23 protein-coding genes and 1 pseudogene are annotated in these 24,846 nt (G+C 63.9%); 9 read left to right on the top strand and 15 right to left on the bottom strand.

All coding sequences use genetic code 11. The features are described from left to right. Positions 1-535: 535 nt before the first annotated feature. The 11 genes from B6V74_RS09515 to iolG all read right to left on the bottom strand — a co-directional run bounded on the left by B6V74_RS09515 (position 536) and on the right by iolG (position 12,544). Entirely contained in the window at positions 536-1,315 is a 780-nt protein-coding gene (locus B6V74_RS09515) for a TIM barrel protein (RefSeq protein WP_088722617.1), read from the bottom strand. Positions 1,316-1,339: 24 nt separating this feature from the next. Further along, on the bottom strand, positions 1,340-2,146 hold the full coding sequence (gene iolB / locus B6V74_RS09510) for a 5-deoxy-glucuronate isomerase (RefSeq protein WP_088720249.1): 807 nt from the start codon (positions 2,144-2,146) through the stop codon (positions 1,340-1,342). Next, on the bottom strand, positions 2,143-2,346 hold the full coding sequence (locus B6V74_RS09505; protein WP_078542413.1) for a hypothetical protein: 204 nt from the start codon (positions 2,344-2,346) through the stop codon (positions 2,143-2,145). The genes iolB and B6V74_RS09505 overlap by 4 nt, the downstream gene beginning before the upstream one ends. 4 nt (positions 2,347-2,350) lie before the next feature. Continuing rightward, positions 2,351-3,265, bottom strand: coding sequence for a myo-inosose-2 dehydratase (iolE, locus tag B6V74_RS09500; RefSeq protein ID WP_088722616.1), 915 nt, complete (start codon positions 3,263-3,265; stop codon positions 2,351-2,353). Between the two features lie 103 nt (positions 3,266-3,368). Further along, positions 3,369-5,225: a 3D-(3,5/4)-trihydroxycyclohexane-1,2-dione acylhydrolase (decyclizing) gene (gene iolD / locus B6V74_RS09495; protein WP_088722615.1), complete on the bottom strand. Its 1,857-nt coding sequence runs from the start codon at positions 5,223-5,225 to the stop codon at positions 3,369-3,371. A gap of 100 nt (positions 5,226-5,325) precedes the next feature. Beyond that, positions 5,326-7,245: a 5-dehydro-2-deoxygluconokinase gene (gene iolC, locus B6V74_RS09490; RefSeq protein ID WP_088722614.1), complete on the bottom strand. Its 1,920-nt coding sequence runs from the start codon at positions 7,243-7,245 to the stop codon at positions 5,326-5,328. Continuing rightward, positions 7,242-8,390, bottom strand: a complete 1,149-nt coding sequence (locus B6V74_RS09485) for a Gfo/Idh/MocA family oxidoreductase (protein WP_240497083.1) — start codon at positions 8,388-8,390, stop codon at positions 7,242-7,244. Before B6V74_RS09485 ends, iolC begins: the two co-directional genes overlap by 4 nt. A gap of 41 nt (positions 8,391-8,431) precedes the next feature. Further along, positions 8,432-9,253: an ATP-binding cassette domain-containing protein gene (locus tag B6V74_RS09480; RefSeq protein ID WP_088720244.1), complete on the bottom strand. Its 822-nt coding sequence runs from the start codon at positions 9,251-9,253 to the stop codon at positions 8,432-8,434. 1 nt (position 9,254) lies between these two features. Next, positions 9,255-10,358 (bottom strand): ABC transporter permease, encoded by a 1,104-nt coding sequence (locus B6V74_RS09475; protein WP_088720243.1) that lies wholly within the window; start codon positions 10,356-10,358, stop codon positions 9,255-9,257. Between the two features lie 121 nt (positions 10,359-10,479). After that, complete coding sequence (locus tag B6V74_RS09470; RefSeq protein WP_088720242.1) at positions 10,480-11,406, bottom strand: sugar ABC transporter substrate-binding protein; 927 nt, start codon at positions 11,404-11,406, stop codon at positions 10,480-10,482. A 142-nt stretch (positions 11,407-11,548) separates the two neighbouring features. Then, positions 11,549-12,544: an inositol 2-dehydrogenase gene (iolG, locus tag B6V74_RS09465; RefSeq protein ID WP_088722612.1), complete on the bottom strand. Its 996-nt coding sequence runs from the start codon at positions 12,542-12,544 to the stop codon at positions 11,549-11,551. A gap of 172 nt (positions 12,545-12,716) precedes the next feature. Here iolG and B6V74_RS09460 point away from each other — a divergent pair, with 172 nt between their 5' ends. Then, complete coding sequence (locus B6V74_RS09460; protein ID WP_088720240.1) at positions 12,717-13,739, top strand: LacI family DNA-binding transcriptional regulator; 1,023 nt, start codon at positions 12,717-12,719, stop codon at positions 13,737-13,739. A gap of 139 nt (positions 13,740-13,878) precedes the next feature. Here B6V74_RS09460 and B6V74_RS09455 read toward each other — a convergent pair. Next, a pseudogene (locus B6V74_RS09455) lies at positions 13,879-15,007 on the bottom strand (IS3 family transposase). Positions 15,008-15,350: 343 nt separating this feature from the next. On the opposite strand from B6V74_RS09455, the gene B6V74_RS09450 reads away from it, so the two are divergent. The 3 genes from B6V74_RS09450 (at position 15,351) to B6V74_RS18965 (ending at position 17,607) form a co-directional block, all read left to right on the top strand. Next, complete coding sequence (locus B6V74_RS09450; protein WP_088722611.1) at positions 15,351-16,532, top strand: MFS transporter; 1,182 nt, start codon at positions 15,351-15,353, stop codon at positions 16,530-16,532. Between the two features lie 143 nt (positions 16,533-16,675). After that, a complete protein-coding gene (locus tag B6V74_RS09445; RefSeq protein WP_088720237.1) occupies positions 16,676-17,263 on the top strand; it encodes a BON domain-containing protein in 588 nt (195 codons plus the stop codon). Positions 17,264-17,448: 185 nt separating this feature from the next. Then, complete coding sequence (locus tag B6V74_RS18965) at positions 17,449-17,607, top strand: hypothetical protein (protein ID WP_157771597.1); 159 nt, start codon at positions 17,449-17,451, stop codon at positions 17,605-17,607. Between the two features lie 33 nt (positions 17,608-17,640). Here B6V74_RS18965 and B6V74_RS09440 read toward each other — a convergent pair whose 3' ends face one another. After that, positions 17,641-18,141: a sigma-70 family RNA polymerase sigma factor gene (locus tag B6V74_RS09440; protein WP_240497082.1), complete on the bottom strand. Its 501-nt coding sequence runs from the start codon at positions 18,139-18,141 to the stop codon at positions 17,641-17,643. 372 nt (positions 18,142-18,513) lie between these two features. Here B6V74_RS09440 and B6V74_RS09435 point away from each other — a divergent pair, with 372 nt between their 5' ends. Both B6V74_RS09435 and B6V74_RS19060 read left to right on the top strand, forming a co-directional pair. Then, a complete protein-coding gene (locus B6V74_RS09435) occupies positions 18,514-18,741 on the top strand; it encodes a hypothetical protein (RefSeq protein WP_088722610.1) in 228 nt (75 codons plus the stop codon). Between the two features lie 124 nt (positions 18,742-18,865). Beyond that, a complete protein-coding gene (locus tag B6V74_RS19060) occupies positions 18,866-19,210 on the top strand; it encodes a hypothetical protein (RefSeq protein ID WP_206185191.1) in 345 nt (114 codons plus the stop codon). Positions 19,211-19,268: 58 nt separating this feature from the next. Here the strand turns inward: B6V74_RS19060 and B6V74_RS09425 are convergent, their stop codons facing one another. Continuing rightward, positions 19,269-19,598: a hypothetical protein gene (locus tag B6V74_RS09425; protein ID WP_088722609.1), complete on the bottom strand. Its 330-nt coding sequence runs from the start codon at positions 19,596-19,598 to the stop codon at positions 19,269-19,271. 424 nt (positions 19,599-20,022) lie between these two features. Here B6V74_RS09425 and B6V74_RS09420 point away from each other — a divergent pair, with 424 nt between their 5' ends. The 3 genes from B6V74_RS09420 to B6V74_RS09410 are packed head-to-tail and all read left to right on the top strand — an operon-like array spanning position 20,023 to position 22,947. Beyond that, on the top strand, positions 20,023-21,129 hold the full coding sequence (locus B6V74_RS09420) for a mechanosensitive ion channel domain-containing protein (RefSeq protein ID WP_088722608.1): 1,107 nt from the start codon (positions 20,023-20,025) through the stop codon (positions 21,127-21,129). Between the two features lie 27 nt (positions 21,130-21,156). Next, positions 21,157-22,128 carry a Gfo/Idh/MocA family oxidoreductase gene (locus B6V74_RS09415; protein WP_088722607.1) on the top strand — a complete coding sequence of 324 codons (972 nt, stop codon included), beginning with the start codon at positions 21,157-21,159 and terminating at the stop codon, positions 22,126-22,128. A 21-nt stretch (positions 22,129-22,149) separates the two neighbouring features. Next, a complete protein-coding gene (locus tag B6V74_RS09410) occupies positions 22,150-22,947 on the top strand; it encodes an SDR family oxidoreductase (protein ID WP_088722606.1) in 798 nt (265 codons plus the stop codon). 83 nt (positions 22,948-23,030) lie between these two features. Here the strand turns inward: B6V74_RS09410 and B6V74_RS09405 are convergent, their stop codons facing one another. Beyond that, positions 23,031-24,647, bottom strand: coding sequence for a Na/Pi symporter (locus B6V74_RS09405; protein ID WP_088722605.1), 1,617 nt, complete (start codon positions 24,645-24,647; stop codon positions 23,031-23,033). Between the last annotated feature and the right edge of the window lie 199 nt (positions 24,648-24,846).

Raw genomic sequence — 24,846 nt, 5'->3', positions numbered from 1 at the left:
GAACTGGATGCGGACCAGCCCGAAGACGCTCCCCTCCCCATGGAATTGGCGCAACAGGACCCAAGAGAATGAACTCCGTTATTTTGGCGACAATTGGCCTTGCAGGTGTGGTGGTCGGCGGCGAACTCCTTGTGCGCGGTGCTGCTCCGTCCGCTCTGCATACGATGGAGGAATGGCCGGTCTCATGAAGCTGCAGCGCAGCGGTCGGACAAAGGCTGAGGGTCAGCTTTGGGCCGTTAACGAAGTGATGCAGGAATGGGCGGGAAGCGGTCTTTCGCTGCATTTGGTGCGAAAGTCCGCTAACGGCGTAGCGCGACGAGCAGGTGATCAAGGCTGAGAACGGGCCTGGGTCGGCACGCATCGTGAAGTCTCGATCCGTAGACGCGAGAGCTGTCAGTTCAAATTCAAAGCCGCGAAAACCAGCATTTCCGTTCACATGACATGCTGGTTCCTTGAGACTGTAAAAGGATCGAGCGCACAATAGTGTGCTGGTCGGAAAAATGACCGGCACACTCCTTTCCAGTGGTAAATGCTCTCAGACCGTGAAGGCTCTGCGGAAAGCCTCAAGTGCGACCTCATCATCGCCTTGCGCGAAGGCCTCCATGCCCACAGGACCCTGATACCCCATTTTCTGCAACGCCCTCGCCACACCGGCGTAGTTGATCTCGCCAGTGCCCGGCTCACAGCGACCCGGATTGTCCGCCACCTGAACCTCACCGATCCAAGGCAAACAGGCCTCACACCAGCGGATCACATCGCCTTCGCCAATCTGCGTGTGATAGAGGTCGAGATTGATCCGCAGCTGTGGTCGATTGACGGTCGAGACCAGCGCCAGAACATCCGCTGTCGCGCCGAACGGGCAGCCCGGATGGTCGATCGGGTTGAGGTTCTCGAGGGTGAAGACCACCCCCTCCTCTTCGGCCAGATCGCAAATCCTGTTCAGCGCATCGCAAGCACGCTGGAACATGCCCGGAGCGAAGCTCCCAGAGTGCGGGATCGGGATACCGCCGTCCCCAAGACCCGTGCCATGCAGGTTGAGCCGGTCCACGCCAAGGCGCTTGCCGATCTGCGCAATCTCACGGGCCGAGCGTAACAGCATCTCGGCACCTTCGGGGTCACTCAGCCGCCCCTGCAGATAGCCGTTCATGATCGTGTAATTCGCTCCCACCGCCTCGAGCTTGTCGAGATCGTGGTCGGGCCCGTTCCACAGCCCTACGCCGAAGCCCATCTCGGTGAGGCGCGCCGCGCGCCATTCGATCGGGCGGTCACTCCAGAGCATTTCTGCGCAGGCGGCCAGTTGAAAAGGTTGTCCCATGGTTCTTCTCCCAACGGATGCCGCTCAGGCATCCCGCTCCATGATCCACTGCACAGCAGGATCAGCCTGGAAACGCCAGTTGCGGCGCGGCCCGGCCATGACGTTGAGGTAATACATCTCGAACCCGTAAGGCGCGCCGCAGGGGTGATGCCCGCGCGGGACCAGCACAACGTCGCCATCCGAGAGCGCCATCGTCTCGTCGAGCGTGCCATCCTCGGTATAGACGCGCTGGATGCCGAAGCCCTGCGCCGGGTTCAGGCGGTGGTAGTAGGTCTCTTCGAGATAGGTGATGCGCGGGAAGTCATCCTCGTCATGGCGGTGACTTGGATAGGACGACCAGTGGCCCGCTGGCGTGAACACCTCAGTCACCAGAAGGCTGTCGCAGTAATCCTCTCCCTCCATCGCGATATTGTTGATGTAGCGCGTATTGGTGCCCTTTCCGCGCTCGGTCAGGCTGATCCCGTCGGGGCCGATGCGGCGCGCCTCATGCCCGCCTTTGCCCGGCGCGAGGCAGACCGCGATCGTGCAATCCGTCTCTGCCACGGCCTCCCAGTCCTGATCGTTCGGGACATAAAGGCAATGGGGCGGCGTCTTCTCGAACACATCCATCCGCTCGCCCAATACCCCCCAATCCCGCCCGGCGGCGTTAATCGCGGCCTTGCCCTCAACCATCACGAGGATCGCCTCGTTAGAACCGGTCGCCTCCGCCGCACTCTCGCCCGCCCGCAGCCGATAGAGCGAGAAGCCGACATAGCGCCAGCCCGCCGATTGCGGGGTGATCTCGTGGACTTTACCATGAGTGCCAAAGGGTTTGCGCAGCAGATCGGTCATTTGTCTTCTCTCGGCTTGAAGGTCACGAAAAGACGATAGGCGGCATACCCGCCCATCGCGAGGAACAGGATCGCGAAACCCGGATCACCGGCGACGAGTTCGAACAGCCCCCAGCCAAGGGCCACCCCCACCACCAGCAGCCGCTTCCACAGCGGGCGGAACCAAGGCGTGTCGAAATCGAGGAAGCGATCACGGGCCATGCGCTCAGGCCTGTTCGGTGGCGATCAGCCCCGCCTTGACGGCGGCTGACTTGAGGGTTTTGAGCCCCAGAGATTGATACTCGAACGGGTTGCGCTGATCGGGATCCTGCTCGGCCTCGATCACGATCCATCCGTCATAGCCAGCCTCGTTGAGGATCGAGAGCAGCGGCGCGAAATCTATCCCTCCTTCGCTATCGCCGGGGACGGTGAAGACGCCGCCGCGCACCCCGTCCATGAAGGACATGCCTTCCTCGCGCACTTTGCGCATAACTTCGGGGCGAACATTCTTGGCGTGGAAATGGCGTACGCGGTCGACGTATTTGCGCAGGATCGGAGCCGGATCGATCCCGTCGCCGCCGAAATAGCAATGCCCCGCGTCGAACAGCAACTTCGTCGCAGGCCCGGTCGCTGCCATGAATGCGTCGATCTCGGCAGGTGTCTCGACGACAGTGCCCATGTGGTGGTGATAGACCAGATCAATGTCCTGCTCGGCGGTGAACGCCGCCAGTTCCTCGACCTTGGCACCAAATTCGGCCATTTCGGCGGCGCTCAGAACCGCCTTCTCGCTCAGCGGCACGTCCTTCCCCTGCACCGAATTCGACGTCTCGCAGGCAATACAGACCTTGCAGCCATTATGCTTGAGCTTGTCGAGATGCGGCTGGATCGCCGCCTTCTCAGCTTCCACTGATTGCGTCAGAAGATTCAGCGAATACCATCCGGAGACGAAATCCAGCCCATAGCCGCTGAGCAATTTCTTGAGCGCTTCGGGATCATCCTGCGGCCAGCGATGACCGTTCTCGATCCCCTCGAAGCCGATCTCGGCGGCCTCGCGCAGGATCTGTTCGGTCGGGATATGCGCGCCAAGGCTCTGGTCGTCATCATTCGCCCAGGCGATCGGGTTGGTTCCGAAACGGATCATGGTCTTCACTCCTCGAAGGGACACCCTTCTTCGCTCTTGTTCAAATATCTTGGGGGGCTCCCGCAGGGAGCGGGGGCAGAGCCCCCGGTCTCAGGTCGTATTCTCAATTCACCAGCCGCGCGTTTGCGATCTGGGTCAGGTATTCTTCGAAGCGGTCGCGCTGCTTCTTACGGTCCGAGACCTCGGGCACCGCCACGTCCCAGAAGAAGCCGTGTTCGCCCGCCGTGGTCTTCAGCCCGGTGCCGGGGAAGTCCTTGGCCACCGTGTCGATCACGATCACCGTCGGGATGTCGCGCTCGCGCGCGGCTTTCACTTCCGCTTCCAGCTGGTCGGTATTGGCCGCCTTCACCGCATGCGCGCCCATCGCCGCCGCGTGCGCGACGTAGTCGATCTCGGGCTGTGCCTCGACATTGCAATCGACATACATGTTGTTGAAAGGCTCACCGCCGCAGCCCATCGTCTGCAGCCGGTTGATGCAGCCATAGCCGCGGTTGTCGGTCAGGATCACCGTAAACGGCACGCGGCGCATCACCGCCGTTGCAAGCTCCGAATTCGCCATCATGTAGCTACCATCGCCCACGAAGCAGAGCACCTCGCGTTCGGGCCGCGCGAGCTTGAGCCCCATCGCGCCCGCCACCTCGTAGCCCATGCAGGAATAGCCGTATTCCATGTGATAGCCCCCCTGAGAGGGCTTCCACAGCAACTTCAGCGCACCGGGCATCGTGCCCGCGGCACACATCGCCACGGCGTCGTCTCCCGTGGCACGTTGCACCGCCCCGATCACCTGACCGTCGGTCGGCAGTGCCGCCTGATCCTCGGGACGCGCGCAATAGGCGTCGACCGCGCGCAGCCAGTCTTCGCGGGCATTGGCATCGGGCGCCGCGGCCTGATAATCGCCAAGTGCGGCGCTGAGCTGCTCGAGCGCGACCTTGGCGTCGGCCACGAGGCTTTCGGCCCCGTGCTTGGCCGCGTCATAGCCGTGGATGTTGATCGAAACGAGCTTCGCCCCTTCCCCGAACAGCGTTCGCGAGCCGGTGGTGAAGTCTTGGAACCGCGTGCCGACCCCGATCACCAGATCGGCGTTTTGCAAGGCGGCATTGGCCGCCGCCGAACCGTCCACGCCGGAGGCCCCGAAACTCATCGGATGGCTCTGCGCGAGGCTCGACTTGCCCGCCTGCGTTTCGGCTACCGCGATCTGGTGCTTCGACGCGAACTCCGCGAGCGCGTCTTCGGCTTGGCTATAGACCACACCGCCCCCCGCGATGATCACCGGGTTCTTCGCCGCCTTCACCATCTCCGCAACGCGCGCCAGTTCCCCCGCATCCGGAGCGGGACGGCGAATACGCCAGACGCGCGGCTCGAAGAACTCGACCGGGTAATCATAGGCCTCGGCCTGCGTGTCCTGACAGAAGGCCAGCACGGCGGGACCGCAATTGGCCGGATCGGTCATCACCCGCAGCGCCCGCGGCAGCGCGCTCAGGATATGTTCGGGGCGCGAGATCCGGTCGTAATAGCGGCTCACGGGCCGGAAGCAGTCATTGGCGCTGACGGTGCCATCGTCGAAATCCTCGACCTGCTGCAGCACCGGATCGGGACGGCGCGTCGCAAACACGTCACCTGCCACGATCAGCACCGGCAGCCGGTTCACATGCGCCAGCGCCGCCGCCGTCACGAGGTTCGTCGATCCCGGCCCGATCGAACTGGTCACCGCCATCGCGCGCGTCCGCTTCTTGCCCTTGGCATAGGCGATCGCTGCATGGCCCATCGTCTGCTCGTTCTGCCCGCGCCAGGTCGGGAAGACCTCCTTGTAGGCATGCAGAGCCTCACCGATCCCGGCCACGTTGCCATGGCCGAAGATCGCCCACATCCCTTCGATGAACCGCTCGCCATCCTCGGTCATCTGCACCGAGAGCCACTTCACCATCGCCTGCGCGGCGGTCAGCCGGATCGTCTCACCCATCTTACTTTCCTCCAGCGAAGCGGTCTCTGCTTCGCTCTTTCAAAATATCCCGGGGGGCTCCCGAAGGGAGCGGGGGCAGAGCCCCCTCCCCGCTCACACCTCAAGCCGCCTTGGCCGCCTTCGCACGTGCTCCGTCCCAGATCCCGCAGAGCCGCGTGTAGCGGCGCGCCATCTCGGCCACGGCCTCGGCATCAGTCAGCTCACCGGCCATCCAGGCCCGCGCCACGTCACCGAAGATCGTCCGGCCGACGGCGAAGCCCTTGACCAGATCGAAACTCGCCGCGACCTCGAAGCTTGCCGCCAGCTCGGCCTCGGGCGCATCCAAGCCCAGCACCACGATTCCGCGGGTGTGCTTGTCGTATTCCTCGATGGCGGCCACGGCCTTGGCCCATCCGGCCGCGTCCGCCATCGGTTCCAGCTTCCACCAATCCGGGTAGACGCCGATCTCGTAGAATTGCCGGATCAGGGTCGCGGTGGTGTCGGCATCGACCGGTCCCACCTTGGACGGAATGATCTCGAGCAGGAATTCCAGCCCGTTCCTGCGCGCCGCGGTAAAGAGGCGCTTGACGGTAGCCTCTTGATTGGAGCGCGTCTCGGCATCGTCGTCGGGGTGGCAGAAGCACAGGACCTTCACCACCTCCTCGCGCGCCCATTGGGTCAGACCGCCGCAATCGGGGCCAAGCTGCGGTTCCAGCTCCAGCGGGCGGCTCCCGGGCCATTCGCAGGGCCGCCCGATCCAGAGGCCCGACCCGGAGGCCGCATGCAGTGCCGCGCGCCCGATCCGGTCATCGCACAGAATACCATAGCCCGGGCGGCCGTCCTGCACTTGGGTTGCCGCCGACAGGCAGAGCTCCTTGAACGCCCCACCCTTCTCGAGCGTGTAACCCGGCATCTCTTCGAGCTGCATCCGGTGATCGAAGGCGAAGACCCGGTAATCCGGCCAGTCGGGCAGCGAGCGCGTGTGGCGGTTGGTCGACCAGTGGATCTGCTCCAGCTCCGCATCGTTGCGCAGATCGGGCTGCTTCACGCCGCGTTTGAGGAAGAATTCCAGCTCGGTCAGCGACGGATAGGCGGGCGTGCAGCCATGGCGCGAGACCGCGAAGGCCCCGCAGGCATTGGCGTATTCCAGCGCCTTCGGCCAGCTCTCGCCATCGAGCCAACCCTTCATCAGGCCCGAGAAGAACCCGTCGCCCGCGCCCAGCACGTTGAACACCTCGATCGGGAAGCCCGGGCCGGTCTGGCCGTCATCGAGACTGTCCGGAATATCGCCCTCGAAGGCCACCGCGCCGGCGGCTCCGCGTTTGCACACCAGCGTGGCATCGCAGACTTTGCGCACCGCACGCAGCGCTTCGATCGTGTCCGTCGAGCCGCCCGCGATGTGGAACTCCTCTTCGGTGCCCACGATCAGGTCGAAATGATGCAGCACGTCCTGCAGCTTGGCCGTGACCTCGGCGCTTTCCACAAAACGGCTCTCGCCCTCGCCATGGCCCGCCACGCCCCAGAGGTTCGGGCGGTAGTCGATGTCGAGCGCGGTCTTCGCCCCATGCTTGCGCGCCAGTTCCAGCGCGCGGATCACCGCCGCCCGCGTGCGCGGATGCGACAGATGCGTGCCGGTCGCCAGCACGCTCCGCGTCCGCGCGATCAGCGCCTCGTCGATATCCTCCTCGCTCAGCGCCATATCCGCGCAGTTCTCACGATAGAAGATCAGCGGGAACTGCTCTTCATCACGGATGCCGAGGATCACCAGCGCAGTCAGCCGCTCCGGATCGGTCGCAACCCCGGTCACATCCACGCCCTCGCGCAGAAGCTGCTCGCGGATGAAGCGGCCCATATGCTCGTCGCCGACGCGAGTGATCAGCCCGGACTTCAGCCCCAGCCGCGCCGTCCCGCAGGCGATGTTCGTCGGAGACCCGCCGATATACTTCTCGAACGAGCCCATATCCTCCAGACGCCCGCCAATCTGCGCGCCATACAAATCCACGCCGGCCCGGCCAATCGTGATCACGTCGAGGTTTTTCATGCCATATCTCCGATCCGGATCGGGGCACCGTTGGAGCGCGCCATTGCGTGGATCACCGTCTCGATCTCCAGACCGGCGGCGAAATCGGGACCGGCACTCGAGCCACTCGCGATGGCCGCGCACAGGTCACGCGCCTCGATCACTTTCTGTTCGTTGAAGCCAAAATTGTGCCCCGGCGCGGGGCAGAAGGCGGCGAAGTCGGGCTGCTCGGGACCGGTGAGGTGACGTGTGAAGCCCGCCTCTCCAGCGCGGTGCAGCCACAGTTCGTTCATATTCTCCTGATCGAAGACCAACGTGCCGTCCGAGCCATGAATCTCCCATTGCAGGCGACATTTGCGGCCCCGCGCGACCCGCGACGTGGCGAAGGAGCCCTGCGCGCCGCTGGCAAACCGGATCAGCGCCATCGCGCTGTCCTCGTTCTCGACCGGTTTCGGCCCATCGGGGGAGCCGCGCTCTGGGATCGCGATCTGCGTCATCGCGGTCAGTTCCTCAACCGGGCCCATAAGCGCGACCATTTGCGACACGAGGTGGCAGCCCAGATCGCCCAGGGCGCCCAGACCACCAGCCTCGCGCGTCATCCGCCATGACCACGGGAGGCGCGGGTCGGCGGAATAGTCTTCGTCGTAAACTCCGCGGAAGGCGCGCGGCGTGCCGATCGCGCCTTCGGCGATCAGCTTGCGCGCCATCTGGAAGGCGGGCGAACGCAGGTAGTTGTAACCGAGGATCGTGACCTGTCCGGGATGCTCAGTAGCAAGCGCCGCCATCGCCCGCGCATCCTCCAACGTCAGCGCCATCGGCTTTTCGAGCCAGACATGCTTGCCTGCACGCAGCGCGGCTTCCGCCATCGGGCGGTGCAGACCGTTGGGCGCGGTGATCGAGACCACGTCGACCGCCGGGTCGGTGCAGCTCGCCTGCCAATCGTCGCTTCCGCGTGCGAAGCCGAACTGCTCGGAGAACGCCCGGGCTTTGTCGGAGGGCGTGTCGCAGAGGACCTCCAACCGGGGATGCGCACCGCCGAACACGGTCGCGAGGTTGCGCCACGCCATTGCGTGACATTTCCCCATGAAGCCGGTCCCGATCAGGGCCACGCCAAGCGGAGTTTCGGGCATCTGAAGCGCCATGTCAGCCTCGGTTTCTGAAGTCATTGCCACTCGTGGCAGGGGCATGCCGCACCCCTGCCCGCCTGTTAGATTGTGCCGCCGAGCGAACCTTCGAGCTGCGCCATCTCCTGACCGCCCGCCATCATGTCCTGCAACTCGTTGGGTGTGATCTCACCGCGGTTCGCGGTGCCCAGCGTCTGGCCGCGATTGAGCACGGTGAAGCGGTCGCCCACCGCCATCGCGTGACGCACGTTGTGACTGATGAAGACGACGCCCACACCCTGCTTGCGCACCTTGTCGATCGTGGCGAGCACGTTCGAGGTCTGGCGCACGCCGAGCGCCGAGGTCGGCTCGTCGAGGATCAACACCTTCGCCCCGAAATAGACCGCGCGGGCGATGGCCACCGTTTGGCGCTCGCCGCCCGAGAGCGTGCCCACCGCCTGATCGGGACCACGCAGGTTGATGCCCATGTTGCGCATCTCTTCGACGCAGACTTCATTGGCGTGCTTCACATCGAAGCGCTTGAACGGACCCGAGCCTTTCGTGGGTTCGCGGCCCATGAAGAAGTTGCGCGTCACGCTCATCAGCGGGATCATCGCAAGGTCCTGGAAGACCGTGGCGATCCCGGCTTCCATCGCGTCGCGCGGGCTCGAGAAGTTCATCGGCTTGTCTTCGAAGAGTATTTCGCCTTCTGTCGGCTTATGCACGCCGGACATCGTTTTGATGAAGGTCGATTTGCCCGCGCCGTTATCGCCCAGAAGACAGTGACACTCGCCGGGGCGGATGTCGAAGCTGACGCCCGCCAGCGCGATCACGTTGCCGAAATGCTTCTTAATGCCGCGCATCTCGAGGATCGGTTTCGTGTCGGCGGCGACGGCGCCGTGATGGAATGCGGTTTCGAGTTCCATATCAGCGTTCCCCCGTCACGCGCTTGCGGATCACGTTGTTGAAGATCACGGCTAGCAGCAGCATCCCCCCCAAGAAGACCTGGAACCAGTCCTGATCGATAGAGGTGTAGGTCAGACCGATCACAACCATGCCGAAGATGATCGCACCGAAGAAGGCGCCGATGGCCGACCCGTAGCCCCCGGTCAGCAGCGAGCCCCCGATCACCGCGGCGATGATTGCCTCGAATTCCTTCTGGAAGCCGCGCCGTGCATCGGTGGAGCCTGCGTCGATCACCGTCATGATAGCGACCAGGGCGGCGCAGCAGGCGGTCACGACGAAGAGCGTCGTCTTCACCCGGTTGACCGGCACGCCCGAATTGGAGGCGGCGGTCTTGTCGCCGCCTGCGGCGAAAATCCAGTTGCCCGCAGGGGTTCGCAGCAGGATCCAGGTCGCGAAAAGTGCGATCGCGATGAACCAAAGGATCTCGACCGGGATGCCCGGCACTTTGGGCGCGCCGGATTTGAACCGGTCGATCCAGCCCCATTCGGCGAGCTTCGCGAAGAGACCCGTAAACGCGTCGCCCGAGAAGAACGGCGCCAACCAGTCGTCGCCCACCGCTTCGCGCACGCCGCGCAGCTGGGTCGATCCGCCGGTGAGATACTTCAGACCGACGAGCGACAGGCCCCGCAGGATGAAGAGGAATGCCAGCGTCACGATGAAGGACGGCAAGCCGGTGCGGATCACCAACTGACCGTTCACCACGCCCATCAGCCCCGCGAAGATCAGAGTTCCGGGAATAGCGACGATGAGCGGCAGGCCGAGATTGACCACCAACGCGCCGAAAATCATTCCCGCGAACGCGACCATCGAACCGATTGAGAGGTCGAACTCGCCCCCGATCATCAAAAGCGACGCGCCGATGGCGAGAATGCCGAGTTGTGCGGCGGGCGTCAGGAAGTTCATGATCCCGGAGAGGGTGAACATCGAACCGTTGGCGGTGAAGAGAAAGAAGATCGTTACGAGAACGAGCCCGGCGATCGCGCCCAGCTCAGGCCGCTTCATCAAGCGCGCGAGCAGAGACTCCTCGCGAACGCGCTCGTCGGTGACCGTAGTGTCGGCTGGCATTTTGCCCTCCCTGGAAATGCTGCTCCGTGGCGCTGTTGTCCCGCGATAGCTCGCGACGGCGCCGGTGGGATGCGCACGTATTCTTGGAGCGCGCATCCCCTTGTCTGTCATCCGATGCGGATCAGCGGATGCCCTTGGCTGACAGGTCAACCACCTGGGCGGCCTTGTCCTTGGTGATAAGGTTCGGACCCGAGGCGACGTCCGAGGCCGGGATCAGGCCGTATTTCGCATAGAGCGCGAGGAACGAAACCGGTAGGTAGCCCTGGAGGTATTGCTGCTGGTCGATCGCGAAAGCCGCGTCGCCATCTTCAACCGCCTTCAGGAAGCCGGGCGACATGTCGAAGCTCGCCACCTTGATCTGGCCGCCACCCTTGCCGAGCGCCTTCACAGCCGCCACCGAGGGCTCGCCTGCGGTCGCCGCGCCGAGTGCCATCACCGTGTCGATAGAAGGATCGGAATCGAGCGCTGCGCGCACCTTGGCTTCGATATCGGTCGGGTCATTGGTAGTCGGCAGAACGGTCGAGTCACCGAAGCCTTCCGCAAAGCCCTTACAGCGCAGGTCGAGCGAGACGTTACCGACCTCCTGGTTGACGCAGATCGCTTTGGTGCCGCCCATTTCCTTGAGCTTCTCACCCGCACGCTTACCCGCGTCTTCCTCGTCCTGCCCCACATGCAGCAGGGCGCCGAGCGATTTCGACACGTCCGAGCCCGAGTTCATCGAGATCACCGGAATACCCGCTTCGACCGCGCGTTTAATAGACGGCCCGAGAGCGTCCGCATCGGGAATCGAGACGACGAGCCCGTCCGGCTCCTGGTTCACGGCGGCGTCGATCAGCTGGCTCATCGCGACCATGTCGAAGGTTTCGGGCGAGCGGTATTCGACATTCACGCCGGTATCCTTCGCCGCCTGTTCGACGCCGTTCTTCACAACGGACCAGAACGGGTCATTGGCCTGCCCGTGCGAGACCACGACGATATCCGTCGCGAAAGCCGGTGCAGCGAAGGCAACCGTAGTGGCCGCGACTGCAGCACGCAGAAACTGTTTCATTTATTCCTCCCAGACTCTTTCTGTTTGTCACCGCACCACGACCCTCCATGTCGCTTCCGATGCGGCCTGACCGATCCCTTCGGCCTTTGAACCACAGGCACCTCCTCGCGCCTGCGATCTCCGTCCACTCCGAGGCCGAGCCTCAAAGCGTCGCCAGATCGACGGCTTTCCCCGTCTTGGCGGATTTGGTTGCGGCCTCGGCCATCGCGAGCGCGGCCACGCCGTCCTCGAGCGTCACCGGCATCGGGCGGCCTTCAGCCAGAGCAGTGACGAACACGTCCCATTCCGCGGCATAGGCGGGCATGTAACGTTCGAGGAAGAAATAGGTGGGCTTCGCCGAGGAGACCCCGGCCACGGTCGACTTCGAGACGGTGTTCTCCAGCATGTTCGCCGCGCTCAGCAGCCCTTCCGAACCCAGAATCTCGACCCGCTGATCGTAGCCGTAGACGGCCCGGCGCGAGTTCTTGATGACTGCAATGCGTCCGTCTGCGTAGGTTAGCGTGACCACGGCGGTATCCACGTCGCCCGCCCTTCCGATCGCCGGATCGACGATGGACGAACCGACGGCGCGAACGCTGACCGGCGCACTGTCCATGATGAAATTCGTCATGTCGAAATCATGGATCATCATGTCGCGGAACAGACCGCCCGAGACCTTGATGTAGGAAACTGGCGGCGGCGCCGGGTCGAAGGACGTGACCGAGAGAAGCTCGGGCTTGCCGATCTCACCGGCCTGCAGGGCTGCGCGCAACGCACCGAAGTTCGGGTCGAAGCGACGGTTGAACCCGATCATCACCGGCTGGCCGGTTTTCGACACGACTTCCAGGCAGGCCTTCGCCCGCTCCAACGACAGATCGACGGGTTTTTCGCACAGCACCGCCTTGCCCGCCGCAGTCGCCTTTTCGATCAGATCCGAATGCGTATCGGTCGAGGTCGCGACGAGAACCGCGTCGATCTCCGGGTCGGCGATGATCTCCTCCGAACTCGCCACATTGGCCCCGAATTTCGCAGCAAGTGCCCGCGCAGCCTCCGCGTTCACGTCCGAGACCGCAACGAGTGTGCTGCCCGCATGTCCGGCAATATTGACCGCATGCACCTGACCGATACGGCCGGCGCCGAGCAACCCGATTTTCAGCATCTATCCCTCCCAGAACCGGTCCGATTCGACCGACGATTGGCGTTAACATCAGACTTTTTGCACGCGCGTGCAAGAATTTTTTGCACGCGCGTGCAAAACCGACTCCGTTGACGCTCATTTCTGTGTGTATGCTTGCGTGAAAGCTGATAGGTCAGTTTGGGAGGAGAGCCCGATGACCGAAGTCCGAAGACCAAATTTCGAAAACAACATCACCGCCGATGATGTCGCGGAAGCCGCCGGCGTGTCGCGCTGGACGGTGAATCGCGCCTTCAAGAAGGACGCTTCGATCTCGCCTAAAACGCGCACCAAGGTAATGGAGGCCGCGAACAAACTCGGTTACGTGCCCGATCTGCGCGCCGCCGCTCTGGCCTCGGACCGTTCTAATCTCGTTGCGCTTCTGGTCGATGACTTCGCCAACCCCCACAAGCTGGTAATGATGGAGCGCCTGACGCGCATCCTGCGCAAGCATGGCTGGGATACGCTTCTCGTGAACACGCTCGATCGCGACGATGCGGGACATGCGATCCTGAATGCCAGCCAACGCCGCGTCGATGCCGCGATCCTGATCGGGATCCAGTTCGATGACGACGTGCTCGAGACCGCGCTGCATGCCCGGCGCTTCCACAAGCTGATCATTTTCGCGCGCACCTCTCGCCACCCGGACACGATCTCGATCGCGGTCGACGATGCCTTGGCGATGCAGGAGATCACCGCCTATGTCGCCGAACGTGGCTATCGCCGCCCCTTGTTCCTTGCAGGTCCGCGCACCTACTCCGCGCATTTGCTGCGCAAGGAAACCTTTTTGGGCTGCTGGGAGCGGCGTTTCGGAACAATTCCTGAATTCGCCGAAGTGCCCGCCTATGATCCGATACTCGCCGAGCAAGTCGTAACCCGAATGCTCACGGATCGCCCACGCGACGAGATGCCCGATATTCTCGTCTGTGAAAACGACGCGCTCGCGATCGGAGCGATCGACGTAATCCGCCACAAACTCGGACTGCGCATCCCCGAGGATATCGCGGTGACGGGCTTCGATGACGTGCCCCAATGCCAGAGCCCGAATTACGCGCTAACGACCTATCGTCAGCCATTGACGGAGATGGCCGAATATCTCGTCGAAGTGCTCGAAAGCAGTGAAGATCGCGACTTCGACCGCGCGTTCAAGGGCACACTTGTCCCTCGCGCAAGCGCCTGATGCAGCGAAGCCCGGCCCATCGATCGACTGAAGAATTGGTCGTGGGGGCGAAAAGCGCCTTGAGCGGGCGTAACTACTTCTTTTTTCCGCGATTAAATATCTTCCATAGCCCCCAAAACACTGAATAGCCCCGCGTTTCTTAGACGCCTTCGTGTCTCAGTTTCTGCTGCCGTTCAAAGTCGACGGGCGACAGCATTCCGTTCCGGGCGTGCTTGCGCTTTGGATTGTAGAACATCTCGATGTAGTCGAACACATCCTGCCTGGCTTCTTCGCGGGATCGGTAGGTCCGTCGTCTGATCCGCTCACGCTTCAGCAGGTTAAAGAAGCTCTCAGCGACCGCGTTGTCATGGCAGTTTCCGCGGCGGCTCATCGAGTGCTCCAGATTGTGGGCCCGAAGGAACGCTGCCCTGTCCATGCTGGTGAATTGGCTGCCCTGGTCCGAATGGATCAGAACCTTTTCCCTGGGCTTTCTCCGCCATGTCGCCATGAGCAGCGCTTGCAGGACAACTTCGGTCGTCTGGCGGCTTTGCATCGCCCATCCAACGACACGACGCGAGAAAAGATCGATGACAACGGCGAGATAGGCGAAGCCTTCCTGCGTGCGGATATAGGTGATGTCACTCGTCCATTGTTCTTGAACCAATGGCGAACAAGGCCTCGTCCCAGACGCTGTCCGGTGTCGCCACGTCAAACCGCCGGTCCAGTGTGTTGTCGACGACCACCGAGGGCTTGCCGCCATACTTCCCCGGTCGACGCTTGTAACCGATCTGCGCCTTGATGCCGGCCAGCTTGGTCAGGCGGGCAACACGGTTCAGGCAGACGCTTTCGCCTTGCTCGAGAAGGTCGTCATGCAGTTTGCGGTGACCGTAGACCTTGCCACTTTCCACCCATGCCTCCTTCAGCAGAGCAATCTGCCGCTCGTCTTCTTGAGCTCGCTTGCTCAGCGGGGCCTTCAGCCACGCGTAGAAGCCACTCGGCTGAACACGTAAGCAGCGACACATCGCCCGAATAGAGAACTGCCCGCGATGCTCGGCCACGAACGCGTATCTCACTTGGCATCCCTGGCGAAATACGCGGTCGCCTTTTTTAAGAATGTCCCGCTCCTCCGTCACTCTCAGGAGCTCACGCTTCAGCCGTCGGACTTCGGAACCCTTCTCAGCGTCGCCGGATGACGCCTTCGCGAACTTCTTCTTCCAAGAGTAGAAGGAGTATTGGCTCACGCCCAAGCGCTCGGCCACCTCCCTGACCGGGTAGCCCCTCTCCGTGATCTACGCGACGGCATCTCTTTTGAATTCGTCGCTGAACGCGGGTCGCTGCTCATCATGGCCTCCTTGCCTCAAAATTAGCAAAGACGGCGTCCACGATACACGGGGCTATTCAGTCTCGAACAATTGTTGGGTTAAGCCCATTACACGCTCACGCCTTTGTGGGCGGGCGGAGGCTTGCCGACGCGAATGGGGCAACGCGGCGGGTTGCGCTCAATCCGAAGGCTCCAGGAACAAGTTGCTGCCCACTTTGTTCCAACGGCCGTTCGCCGGGATCGACCCCCTGACGACGCGCAACAGCAACGCATGACGCGGGCCGCATTCGGCCCGGACGGAGGGTTTAGCAATCACTTTCTTTCGGAGTCTTTCAGCCGCCGGTTTCGCGGCGACCGCAATCAGCTACGGCCCCGGCCGCATGGGGTTCGGCCTCTTCGTGCCCCAATTCTCGTCCACATTCTCGATGTCACCCTCCGCGGTGGGCACGGTGTCCAGCATCGGCTTCGTGGGGTTCTTCCTCGGCCTGCTCGTCGCCCAGTTCTTCCTGAACCGCCGGGGACCGGAATTCCCGGTCCTGACCGGATTGAGCGCGGCGACCGCCGGGATGGCGATTGTCGCACTTGCTCCGACTGTCGGCGTTCTGGCACTCGGCATCTTCCTCGCGACTTCGAGCGCCGGCTTTGCCTGGACCCCCTTCAACGACGCGGTGCACCGCAAGGTCAGCGACGTGGACCGCCCGACCGCGCTGTCGCAGGTCAGCACGGGCACCAGCGTGGGGATCATGGGCGCAGGCGCTTTGGCCCTGGCAATGGTCGTGATGGAGTTCGACTGGCGGATCTGCTGGTCGGTCTTCGCCGGGGCGAGCGCTCTGGCACTTATTGGCAACTGGGCAGCTCTGCGCCAGGTGGACAAGGCCCCCGAGGAGGCCCCCGATCGGAGTTGGGGCGACCTTCTCAATCGGTGCGCGCTGCCCCTTTTCTCCATCGCCTTCGTGTTCGGCATCACCTCCGCCGTCTACGTGTCCTTCGCGGCAGACCGCTTCGCGCAGGCGGAGTATCCCGGGCTCCCCGAAGACGCGACGCCGTCCGTCCTCTTCCTCTTTTTCGGCTTCTTCGGGCTGAGCGGTCTGTTCACGAAGCGGGCGCGGGATGCGGTCGGTCTGAGCCTGCTGGTGCGTATCCTTCTTGTGGTCGCAGCTGTATCGCTTGTTTTCGCAGCGCTCGAGCCCGGAAATTGGGTCGCGCTCGTCGCTTCCGCCGCCCTGCAGGGGATCAACGTGATGATGACGAGCGCGGTGCTCGCCTTCTGGTCCGAACGTCTATTCCCGTCCTTCCCCGCGCTCGGCTTTACGGCGACGCTTCTGGCGACCGCTGCGGGCAGCGTGATCGGCCCGGCGATCGCAGGCATGGTCGCCGGGAGCTTCGGGCCCGCCGCGATGTTCTGCGGAACGGCGGCGATCCCGCTCCTCGCCGCCTTGTCGTTGCGCACGAGGTTCGTTGTGGAACGGCCCGCGAGGATGGTGGCGACTTGAGAGGGAAGGCGCGCTGCCACCCCTGCCCCGCGCAATCGCGGCGCGCTGCGTTCCGCAGCAGGCAGGAACATATCGCGCCAGCTCCTGTTCCCGGCTCAGACCACGCTGCTTTGCGCGGTTGCCAAACACGAGAGGAGAAGCTCATGTCACGGCACTATGACGATATGACCGAAGAAGAGGCCCGCCGTGCCCTGTCGCGGCGGCACCACCCAGACGAAGGCGACCCGGAAGACCGCAGATCTCGGCTCGAACAGTTCGGCTATCCAGCGGCGCCGATGGCTGGAGGCTATGCTTGGCCATTCCTCCCGCCCGTCTATGGCGGAGCACCTTACGATCCGGACCCCTATTGGCGGGCGAGACCAGCGCAGCGGCGCGGCGCAGGACGTGAAGCGCACGGCGGACGGAGCTTCATGGACCGGGCCGGCGACGAGGTCGCTTCATGGCTGGGGGACGAAGACGCCGAAGCGCGTCGGGAAGAGGATCATCGCGGGCGCGGCCCGAAGGGTTACCGGCGCTCGGATGCCCGGATCGAGGAAGATGTTCACGACCGGCTCACCGACGATCGGCTGGTGGACGCGCGCGAGATAACCGTCAGCGTCGCGGATCAGGAGATCACGCTGGACGGCTACGTGGACTCCCGCCGCGCCAAACGCCGGGCCGAAGATTGCGCCGACAGCGTCTCCGGCGTCACCCATGTGCAGAACAATCTGCGTGTCCGGACGGCGGAGTGACGCTGTCGCAGCAACGAAACGCAAAGCGCGGCGGCGCCGTCGGGCACCGCTGCGCCACGCCCCGGAATGGCCGGGTGCGCCATCGGTGTGAAGCCTCGCCATGGATTGCGCTTATCCGACGGAGGCATCCGCCAAATATAAACCGGTTTGCCTCGACCGCCGTAAAAGGCATAAGGAGGCAAGGCATGGAAAAAGAGCACGACAAAAAGCCTCCAGGCGAGGATTTGGATGAAGCGCTCCGGCAGCAGGCAGGCGAGGTCTGGAACAAGGACGTTCCCGAACGCCTCGTGTCGCTGGCACGACGCCTGGGCAAACGCCTCGATGAACGCGACAAGCCCGAGTAATCGGCGCGATCCACGGCGACCTAGGGTTCATCTCTAATCTTCGAGGGGATCGTTCGGCGCGCGGGCTTCGAGGTCTTCGGCCACCATCGCGCGTGCGCGGTTGGCGCGGCTCTTCACCGTTCCCATCTCGATACCGAATAGATTTGCCGCGTCCTGGTAACTTTCCCCCAGCATCACGACGACGATCAGAACCTCGCGGTAATGACGCGGCAGGCGTTCGACGGCACGCATCAGCTCGCCACCCCGCACCGACCAATCCTGCGTGGCCGGCGTCGACAAGGTGGTCGAGACGCAATCCTTCTTGCCTGTCGTCGAGCGTTTCGATTTCGCGATGTTGTTGAGGAAGGTATTGCGCATGATCGTCATCAGCCACGCGCGCAGGTTGGTCCCGGATTGAAAGCTGTCGACCTTGTCGATCGCCTTGACCAACGTGTCCTGAACCAGGTCGTCCACGTCCTCGTGCCGCTTGGTCAGCGCCCAAGCATAGGAGCGCAGCGCCGGTATGAGTTCGATAATGTCGCGTTCCTTGCTCACGCCAACCTGTCCTTCTCGTTGAGGACTCAATGAAACGCGAGGGGGCGAAGTTCCTGCCGAGCGAAGTGTGAGCAGCGACCCGCTGAGACGTTGGCGGCAATGCGGCTCCCTCTAGCTGGAAAAGTCTGGTTCAAAATGTGCTCGGGCCTAAGCGGCGAAAACGCAGGAAGTTCCGACAGAAAGCCAGAATAAGTCCCGCGCGAACGTCGGGGACAGCGGTTGTCCGGTCCGACCGGCAATCGAGCGCTGTGCGGTGACGCGGTTGCAGAAAAGTCAGCTTCGCGGCTTGGCGTCACACCCCAAGGGCCGCGCAAGCAGGAACCGAACAGGTCAGCCGTTTGTTGATTTCCCGAACCAGACAGGAGACACGCCATGAAATACGGATGGAGACTTCTTTTCATTCCGCTCTGGGTGCTCTGCATTGCCGGAGCCGTTGTGACCGCCTTTCTCGCATTCGACTGGATGAACTGGCAGGCCTTCGTCGTGGCAGGCCTGATCGGTCTGCTGGTGGGCGTTCCGGCGGGCCTTTGGAACACGTTCAAGGTCAGACGGGAGGATCCGGACTGGAACCGGTCGCCCTCGCGCAGCGGCGTCACCTGAACCGGCTTCGCGCCCCTGCCGGATGGCGTTGGCGCGTTCGCCGGTTTCGGCTTTTACGCAAGGAAAATTCAGTTGCTCCATGCGACAGGCCCGTCGCCCACCCGAGGACCAAGGAAGGCGTTCGATGACGAACAAGGAAGATATCGAATACGTGGACGGCAAGGCACGTTCAGGGTCGGCGGAAGCCAGCCAGCTACGCGAAACCATCGACAAAGGCGGCGCGGGTGACAAGGTGGGGTTCAGCGACCCCGCCGCCGCGCCTCTCGGCACCGATGACGAGGCGGCCGGCACACCTCCGAGCCCCGATCAGGTACGTATGGCACAGCGTCTGGAGGGTCGCCGGTCCGAGGCGGAGATCGAAAAGCAGACCCCGGCCGAACGCAACAGCGGTATCAGCAAGTGGACCGCCGTCGCGATCGCCGTCGCGGTCCTCGTCATCCTCGTGGTGACGTGGATATGGATCGGCTGACTCGCCCGATCCGCGCGGATCCCGCGCAGTCCGTCGGCGCGGCCGAGGGCCAGGGCCCTCAAGACCAGAGAAAATGCAGCGCGCTACCGATCGCGCCACCGACCACGGCCGATATCCCGGCAACGAAAGTGAGGCGCTTCTCATGCGCGCGGCGGCGTTCATCTGCCTGTCGATGAATTTCCATGCGCGCTATCCAGACTTCGTGGGGATGTGCTTCCGCGCCGAGCGACGAACTGAGGTAGAGATCTGCGAGCGGAAACCCCTTCACGCGCTCAACTGCGATTTTCACATCCTCGGCCCGGTTCATGTCCAAGCCCGTCAGGGCCGTCTCGACCATTCTATGGGACACGGCCGGGTCGGCCTGCTCCCCCTCCAAATGAGACTCCATCTGCAAAGCCTTCCATCATCAAAACCCCAGCAAGCCGCCTGCCGCAATTTTAGGCAACGCGTAAAATTGTATCCCTGACAATCGCTCACCGAAGAAGGCCCCCATTTCCCGCCGGGGAAAATGCGGCTGCGACAAGCGCCCTCAGCTCTATTGAACCTTTTTGGGAAACCGAAGCGGCGAACGCGGGTTGGCTCTGCATAGGCAGGGGATCTCGAAGATCCCCTGACGTAACGCGGCACGCAAGGACACGCTCCGATCGATCACCATGAGTCAGGAGGCACACGCGTGGAACATGCGACGTTCGACCCGGGCCTGATCGGCCACGTTTCCCGCGCGGCCGGGTTTACGCTCGGGCTCCCCGTCCCTCGTGAGCGCAAAAGCGAGGCCGATGTCCTCCGCTCTGTGAGCGGAGGCGGGTGACGCCATGGTGCTTGCAGGTCGCATTTCCGACTTCATCCGGCGGACGATGGCCGGAGGGCCAGACTGGCTCGGGCCCGCAGTCGTGCTTCTGGGCGCGCTGCTGCTGTCCTTGCTGCTGCATTGGCTGCTTTTCCGCGCCCTTAGGCGCTGGGTGGACGCGGGCAGCGGCATGGCGGGCTCGGCGCTGCGACAGGCAAAGAGACCGATGCGGCTGGCATTTCTGCTCGCGGCATTGGCGATCGCGGTGCCGCGCACCGACCTGCCGTGGCGGTTGCAGGACGTATTGGGGCACATATTCCTGATCCTCCTGATCGTGCTGATCGGCTGGACCTCTATCCTGCTGACCCGAAACCTGAGCGACCGGGTGATCCGTCGCCAGCGGATGGACCTCGATGACAACCTTGCCGCGCGCAAACTGGTGACGCAGTTTCGTGTCCTGCGGCGCACCGCGACGATCCTGCTGACCATCTTTACCGTCATGGGCGTGCTGCTGACCTTCGAGACCGTACAGAAATACGGCGTCAGCCTGTTCGCCTCGGCGGGCGCGGCGGGCCTGATCCTCGGGCTCGCGGCGCGCCCGGTTCTGGCCAACCTGATCGCGGGCATCCAGATCGCGATCACTCAGCCGATCCGGCTGGAGGACGTGGTGATCGTCGACGGCGAATGGGGCTGGATCGAAGAGATCTTCGCCACTTACGTTATCGTGCGGATCTGGGACTGGAGACGCATGGTGGTGCCGCTGAGCTATTTCATCGAACAACCGTTCCAGAACTGGACCCGCGAAAGCGCGTCGATCATCGGCGCCGTGCACTGGTATCTCGACTACACCGTGCCCGTGACCGAAGTGCGCGAAAAGCTCGAAGAGATCGTCCGCGAGTCGCCGCATTGGGACGGCCAGGTGATCAACCTTCAGGTCACCGATGCCGACAAGGACACGATTGCGCTGCGCGGTTTGATGAGCGCACGCACCTCGCCGCAGGCTTGGGACCTGCGCTGCGAAGTGCGCGAGAAGCTGATCGCGTGGCTGCAGGAAGCCTACCCCGAGGCGCTCCCGAGGCTGCGCGCGGAACTCCTTTCTTCCCCCGCTGACACCGGCGCGTCGCCGGCCTGATCCGCGACCGACCACAGGAGAGCCGCCATGGATAACGACATGAACATTTCGACCCTCGCGCTGCTTGGCGCCGCGCATGTTCATCTGCCGGACCACCTGCAGCAGATGAAGGCGCGCGGCTTTAGTGTCGGCTACGTGCATGATCGCGATCCGGACCGCCGCGACCGGCTTTGCGCCGAGCTTGACGCAAAGCCCCTCGCGACGCTCGACGCCCTTCAGGGGCTGCAAACGGCGGGCGCAGTCGTATGCAGCGAGACGGCCCACCATGCCACCGATATCGGAGCGGCGCTGTCTGCGGGTCTGCCGGTCTTTTCGGAGAAGCCGCTCGCCGGTAGCGCCCGCGACGCCGAGGCCGTGGCGCAGCACTCCGCGAAGGCCGAAGCGATACTGCACACTGCGTATTTCTTCCGAACCGTGCCCGCCCTGCGCAAGGCGAAGGGTTGGGTCTCCGAGGGGCGGCTGGGCGAGGTACGATCGGCGAGAATGCTCTTCAATCACGACGGCGGCTACGCGGACTGGCTGAATCTCGACAGTTGGATGACCGACCCGGAGCTCGCCTGCTACGACGGGTTCGTCGACGAGGCGGTGCACGCGATCGACGCCTTGCAGTGGATACTCGGGCCGATCCGCGAGGGACATGCGGCCACCGGCAACGCGCTGGGGTGGCCCTTGAGCGATCACGGTGCCGCAATCCTGCGCTTTGCGAGCGGCGCCACCGGCGTCGTCGAAGCGGGCTGGACCGACACCCGGATGCGGCTCGAACTGGACCTCGTGGGCGATGCTGGTGCGATTTCACTCAAGGAAGGCGAGATGACGCTGACCCCGCGCGGGGCCGAGAGCCCGACCGAGCGCATGGTGCTCGATCCGCTCGACGCGGGCACCGGAATCCTGCCTTTCCTGAGCGCGCTCGAAGGCCGCCCCGCACCGGGGCTGGTCTCGGCCGCCGAGGCGGCGCGCGTCAACCGGGTGCTGGACGATCTCGGGCTTCGGCTCAACTGAACACGCGAAAGGAGCACGACGATGGATTATGGACTTCAAGGCAAAACGGCCCTGATCACGGGCGGCGCCTCGGGCATCGGCAAAGCCGCCGCCAGAACGCTGCTGGCCGAGGGCGCGCAGGTTATCCTCGTGGACCTCAAGGGTGACGAGGTGTCCCGCGCCGCCAAGGAGCTCGCCCACGGCACCTGCGCGCTTCAGGCCGACCTGCGCGATCCGAACCAGATCAAGGGTCTCGCCGCCACCACGCAAGAGCGCTTCACCATGCCGGACATCCTCGTCTGCGCGGCCGGTGTCACCGGCGCCAAGGGGCACCCGCTCGAGATGACGGACAGCGACTGGCACGACGCGTGGGAGAGCGATTTCATGTCGGTCGTCCGCACCGTGCGCGCCTTCGAGCCGACGATGGAAAACCGCGGCTGGGGTCGCGTCGTCATCCTCTGTTCCGAGAATGCGGCGCAGCCCTATGAGACCGAGGCGGTTTATAATGTGGCCAAGGCCGCGCTTCTCAATTTCGCCAAGGGGCTGAGCGGGGTGGCCGCGCGCCGGGGCGTGCTGGTCAATTGCGTCTCACCCGCCTTTATCGAGACACCCATGACCGATGGGATGATGGCCCAGAAGGCGGATGCGGAAGGCATCAGCCATGACGAGGCCGTCCGGAGCTTCTTGAAATCGGATCGCCCGTGGCTGGCGCTGGAGCGGCGCGGCAGACCCGAGGAAGTGGCCGCGACCATCGCCTTCCTGTGTTCCGAGCAAGCCAGTTTCGTTGTCGGTGCCAATTACCGCGTGGACGGCGGCTCGGTCGCCTCCATCGCCGTGTGACGGTGGGGGGGCGAAGACGCGCTTGGTGCGTAGATCAAGCCGTCGCCGGAGGGCCCACGCCGCCATGGCAATACGCCTCAGGATCAGGAACCGGCGCTAAGCGGCGAGTCCGCCTCGGGAGAGGCGACCGCCACATGCCCCAGCTTCGCCTGTACCTCGCGCTCGTATTCGCCGACGCGCTGGACATTGTGCATGATCCGCGCAAACCACCGCATCGCATCGGTCGCCTGAAACGTCTCCTGCATCGTGTAGAGCCCGACATGCTCGCCCAGCAACAGGCCGCGCCGGTGCCGCGCGAGGCGATGGGCGACCGGGTCGGCCATCCGCGCCATGCGCTCCCCGATCTGCGGCAAATCGAGTGGACGTTCGGGTGACAGGCAGGCGGCGAACCATTGCGCGGGTCTGGGCGTGATCTTGCCGCGCAACAGGATCGGGATGTAGCCGCGGTGCTCGGCCTGCTCCACCAGACGCATGAGATGGTCGGCCTGATGCATCAGCGCGGCGAAGGCGGCGGCTTCGGCGGGCCGGTCTCGCGGGACCGAAATCTGCGCCATGTAATCCTTCAGGTCATCCAGAGCGATCGCGATCCGTGGCCCCAGCGTCGACATCCGCCGCAGATCGCGCGCGGGGCCGATCGCCACCGAATAGGCTGCGAAAATCTCCTGCGCGGCCCAGATTACCATGGAATGCGCCGCTTGCATCGCGGCGCCTTCGTCGCTCAACAGGCGCCGGTCCAGTTCCGGGGGCGCCCGCCCGCCGAGATCGGGCCGCAATTTCGCGACGAGCGTGGCGAATTGGCGGGTAACGGGAAGAAAGACCAGCGTTCCCAGCAGGTTGAACCCGGTGTGAAACAGCACGAGCGCCGTATCGACCCCGGTTCGCGCCGCTAGCCCCTCCAACGGAGCCGCGACCAGTTGCAGGAGGGGAAAGGCGATCACCATCGTTCCGCAATTGAACAGCAGGTTCGCGATCGCGGTCTGCTGCATCGCGCGCGATCCCCCTAGGGCCGCGATCAGCGCGGTGAAGGTGGTGCCGAGGTTCATCCCGATCACCGCCGCAGCCGCCTGGATCAGCGGCAGCGCACCGTTGCTGACCAGCACCAGCACAACCGCGATCGCCGCCGAGGAGGATTGCATCACCACCGTGACCGCGAGCCCCAGCGCCGCCATCGCGAGCAAGCCGCCCACCCCGGTTCCGGGCGTGCGCTCCACCGTGATCCAGGCCTCCGCCCCGGACATTCCCTGCTGCATCATGTCGAGCCCGATGAAGAGCAGGCAGAACCCGGCAAGGACGCGCCCGATGCGCGCCGCCCGGCCATGCGAGAGAAACAGCGTCAGGCTCGCGAAGAACAAAAGCCCCATCGCCACCGCGCCCAGTTTCAGCTTGAAGCCCACCAGCGACACGATCCAGCCGGTGACCGTCGTGCCGATATTGGCGCCGTAGATCACGCCGAGCGCTTGCGGAAAACTAAGCAGTCCCGCGCCGACGAAGCCGACCGTCATCACCGTCGTCGCCGAAGACGACTGGATCACCGCCGTCGTCACCAGACCGCTCGCGACGCCCTTCAGCGGCGTGGTGGTGAACCGCGCCAGCAGGCGGCGCAGATTGGACCCGGCGGCTTCGCGCAGCGCCTCGGTCATTATCTTCATGCCGAGCAGGAACAGCCCGACTCCGCCAAGTGCCGCCAGTGTCTCCGACATGGTTCTCCATCCCTCGCGATCGAGCATGCGGCCGCGCGACACGGAATTCAAGCGCCGGCAGGAACGCCTCGCAAGGTTCTGTTTTGCCGGATGAATTCGTGATCGTCTGGCGTCGAAGACAGCAGTGCACGTTCGGCGCCCCCGCAGTCGCGGGCTAACCGCGGGCGATGAATTCGAAAGAGCACTTCATTCCGGGCTT

The organism is Thioclava sp. F42-5 (assembly GCF_002213195.1).
Classification (GTDB): Bacteria; Pseudomonadota; Alphaproteobacteria; order Rhodobacterales; family Rhodobacteraceae; genus Thioclava; species Thioclava nitratireducens.
The sequence above is the reverse complement of the archived record's forward strand: the minus strand, read 5'-3'. Positions and strand labels throughout refer to the sequence as shown.

Bases quoted from the DNA above. Each gene is read 5' to 3' on its own strand.
- B6V74_RS09425 (WP_088722609.1), bottom strand. From the start codon at position 19,598: ATGGAGTCTCATTTGGAGGGGGAGCAGGCCGACCCGGCCGTGTCCCAT.
- iolC (WP_088722614.1), bottom strand. From the start codon at position 7,245: ATGAAAAACCTCGACGTGATCACGATTGGCCGGGCCGGCGTGGATTTG.
- iolD (WP_088722615.1), bottom strand. From the start codon at position 5,225: ATGGGTGAGACGATCCGGCTGACCGCCGCGCAGGCGATGGTGAAGTGG.
- B6V74_RS09505 (WP_078542413.1), bottom strand. From the start codon at position 2,346: ATGGCCCGTGATCGCTTCCTCGATTTCGACACGCCTTGGTTCCGCCCG.
- B6V74_RS09415 (WP_088722607.1), top strand. From the start codon at position 21,157: ATGGATAACGACATGAACATTTCGACCCTCGCGCTGCTTGGCGCCGCG.
- B6V74_RS09480 (WP_088720244.1), bottom strand. From the start codon at position 9,253: ATGGAACTCGAAACCGCATTCCATCACGGCGCCGTCGCCGCCGACACG.
- iolG (WP_088722612.1), bottom strand. From the start codon at position 12,544: ATGCTGAAAATCGGGTTGCTCGGCGCCGGCCGTATCGGTCAGGTGCAT.
- B6V74_RS09515 (WP_088722617.1), bottom strand. From the start codon at position 1,315: ATGGGACAACCTTTTCAACTGGCCGCCTGCGCAGAAATGCTCTGGAGT.
- B6V74_RS09485 (WP_240497083.1), bottom strand. From the start codon at position 8,390: ATGACTTCAGAAACCGAGGCTGACATGGCGCTTCAGATGCCCGAAACT.
- B6V74_RS09475 (WP_088720243.1), bottom strand. From the start codon at position 10,358: ATGCCAGCCGACACTACGGTCACCGACGAGCGCGTTCGCGAGGAGTCT.
- B6V74_RS19060 (WP_206185191.1), top strand. From the start codon at position 18,866: ATGACGAACAAGGAAGATATCGAATACGTGGACGGCAAGGCACGTTCA.
- iolB (WP_088720249.1), bottom strand. From the start codon at position 2,146: ATGACCGATCTGCTGCGCAAACCCTTTGGCACTCATGGTAAAGTCCAC.
- B6V74_RS09420 (WP_088722608.1), top strand. From the start codon at position 20,023: ATGGTGCTTGCAGGTCGCATTTCCGACTTCATCCGGCGGACGATGGCC.
- B6V74_RS09410 (WP_088722606.1), top strand. From the start codon at position 22,150: ATGGATTATGGACTTCAAGGCAAAACGGCCCTGATCACGGGCGGCGCC.
- B6V74_RS09470 (WP_088720242.1), bottom strand. From the start codon at position 11,406: ATGAAACAGTTTCTGCGTGCTGCAGTCGCGGCCACTACGGTTGCCTTC.
- B6V74_RS09435 (WP_088722610.1), top strand. From the start codon at position 18,514: ATGAAATACGGATGGAGACTTCTTTTCATTCCGCTCTGGGTGCTCTGC.
- B6V74_RS09460 (WP_088720240.1), top strand. From the start codon at position 12,717: ATGACCGAAGTCCGAAGACCAAATTTCGAAAACAACATCACCGCCGAT.
- B6V74_RS09445 (WP_088720237.1), top strand. From the start codon at position 16,676: ATGTCACGGCACTATGACGATATGACCGAAGAAGAGGCCCGCCGTGCC.
- B6V74_RS09405 (WP_088722605.1), bottom strand. From the start codon at position 24,647: ATGTCGGAGACACTGGCGGCACTTGGCGGAGTCGGGCTGTTCCTGCTC.
- iolE (WP_088722616.1), bottom strand. From the start codon at position 3,265: ATGATCCGTTTCGGAACCAACCCGATCGCCTGGGCGAATGATGACGAC.
- B6V74_RS18965 (WP_157771597.1), top strand. From the start codon at position 17,449: ATGGAAAAAGAGCACGACAAAAAGCCTCCAGGCGAGGATTTGGATGAA.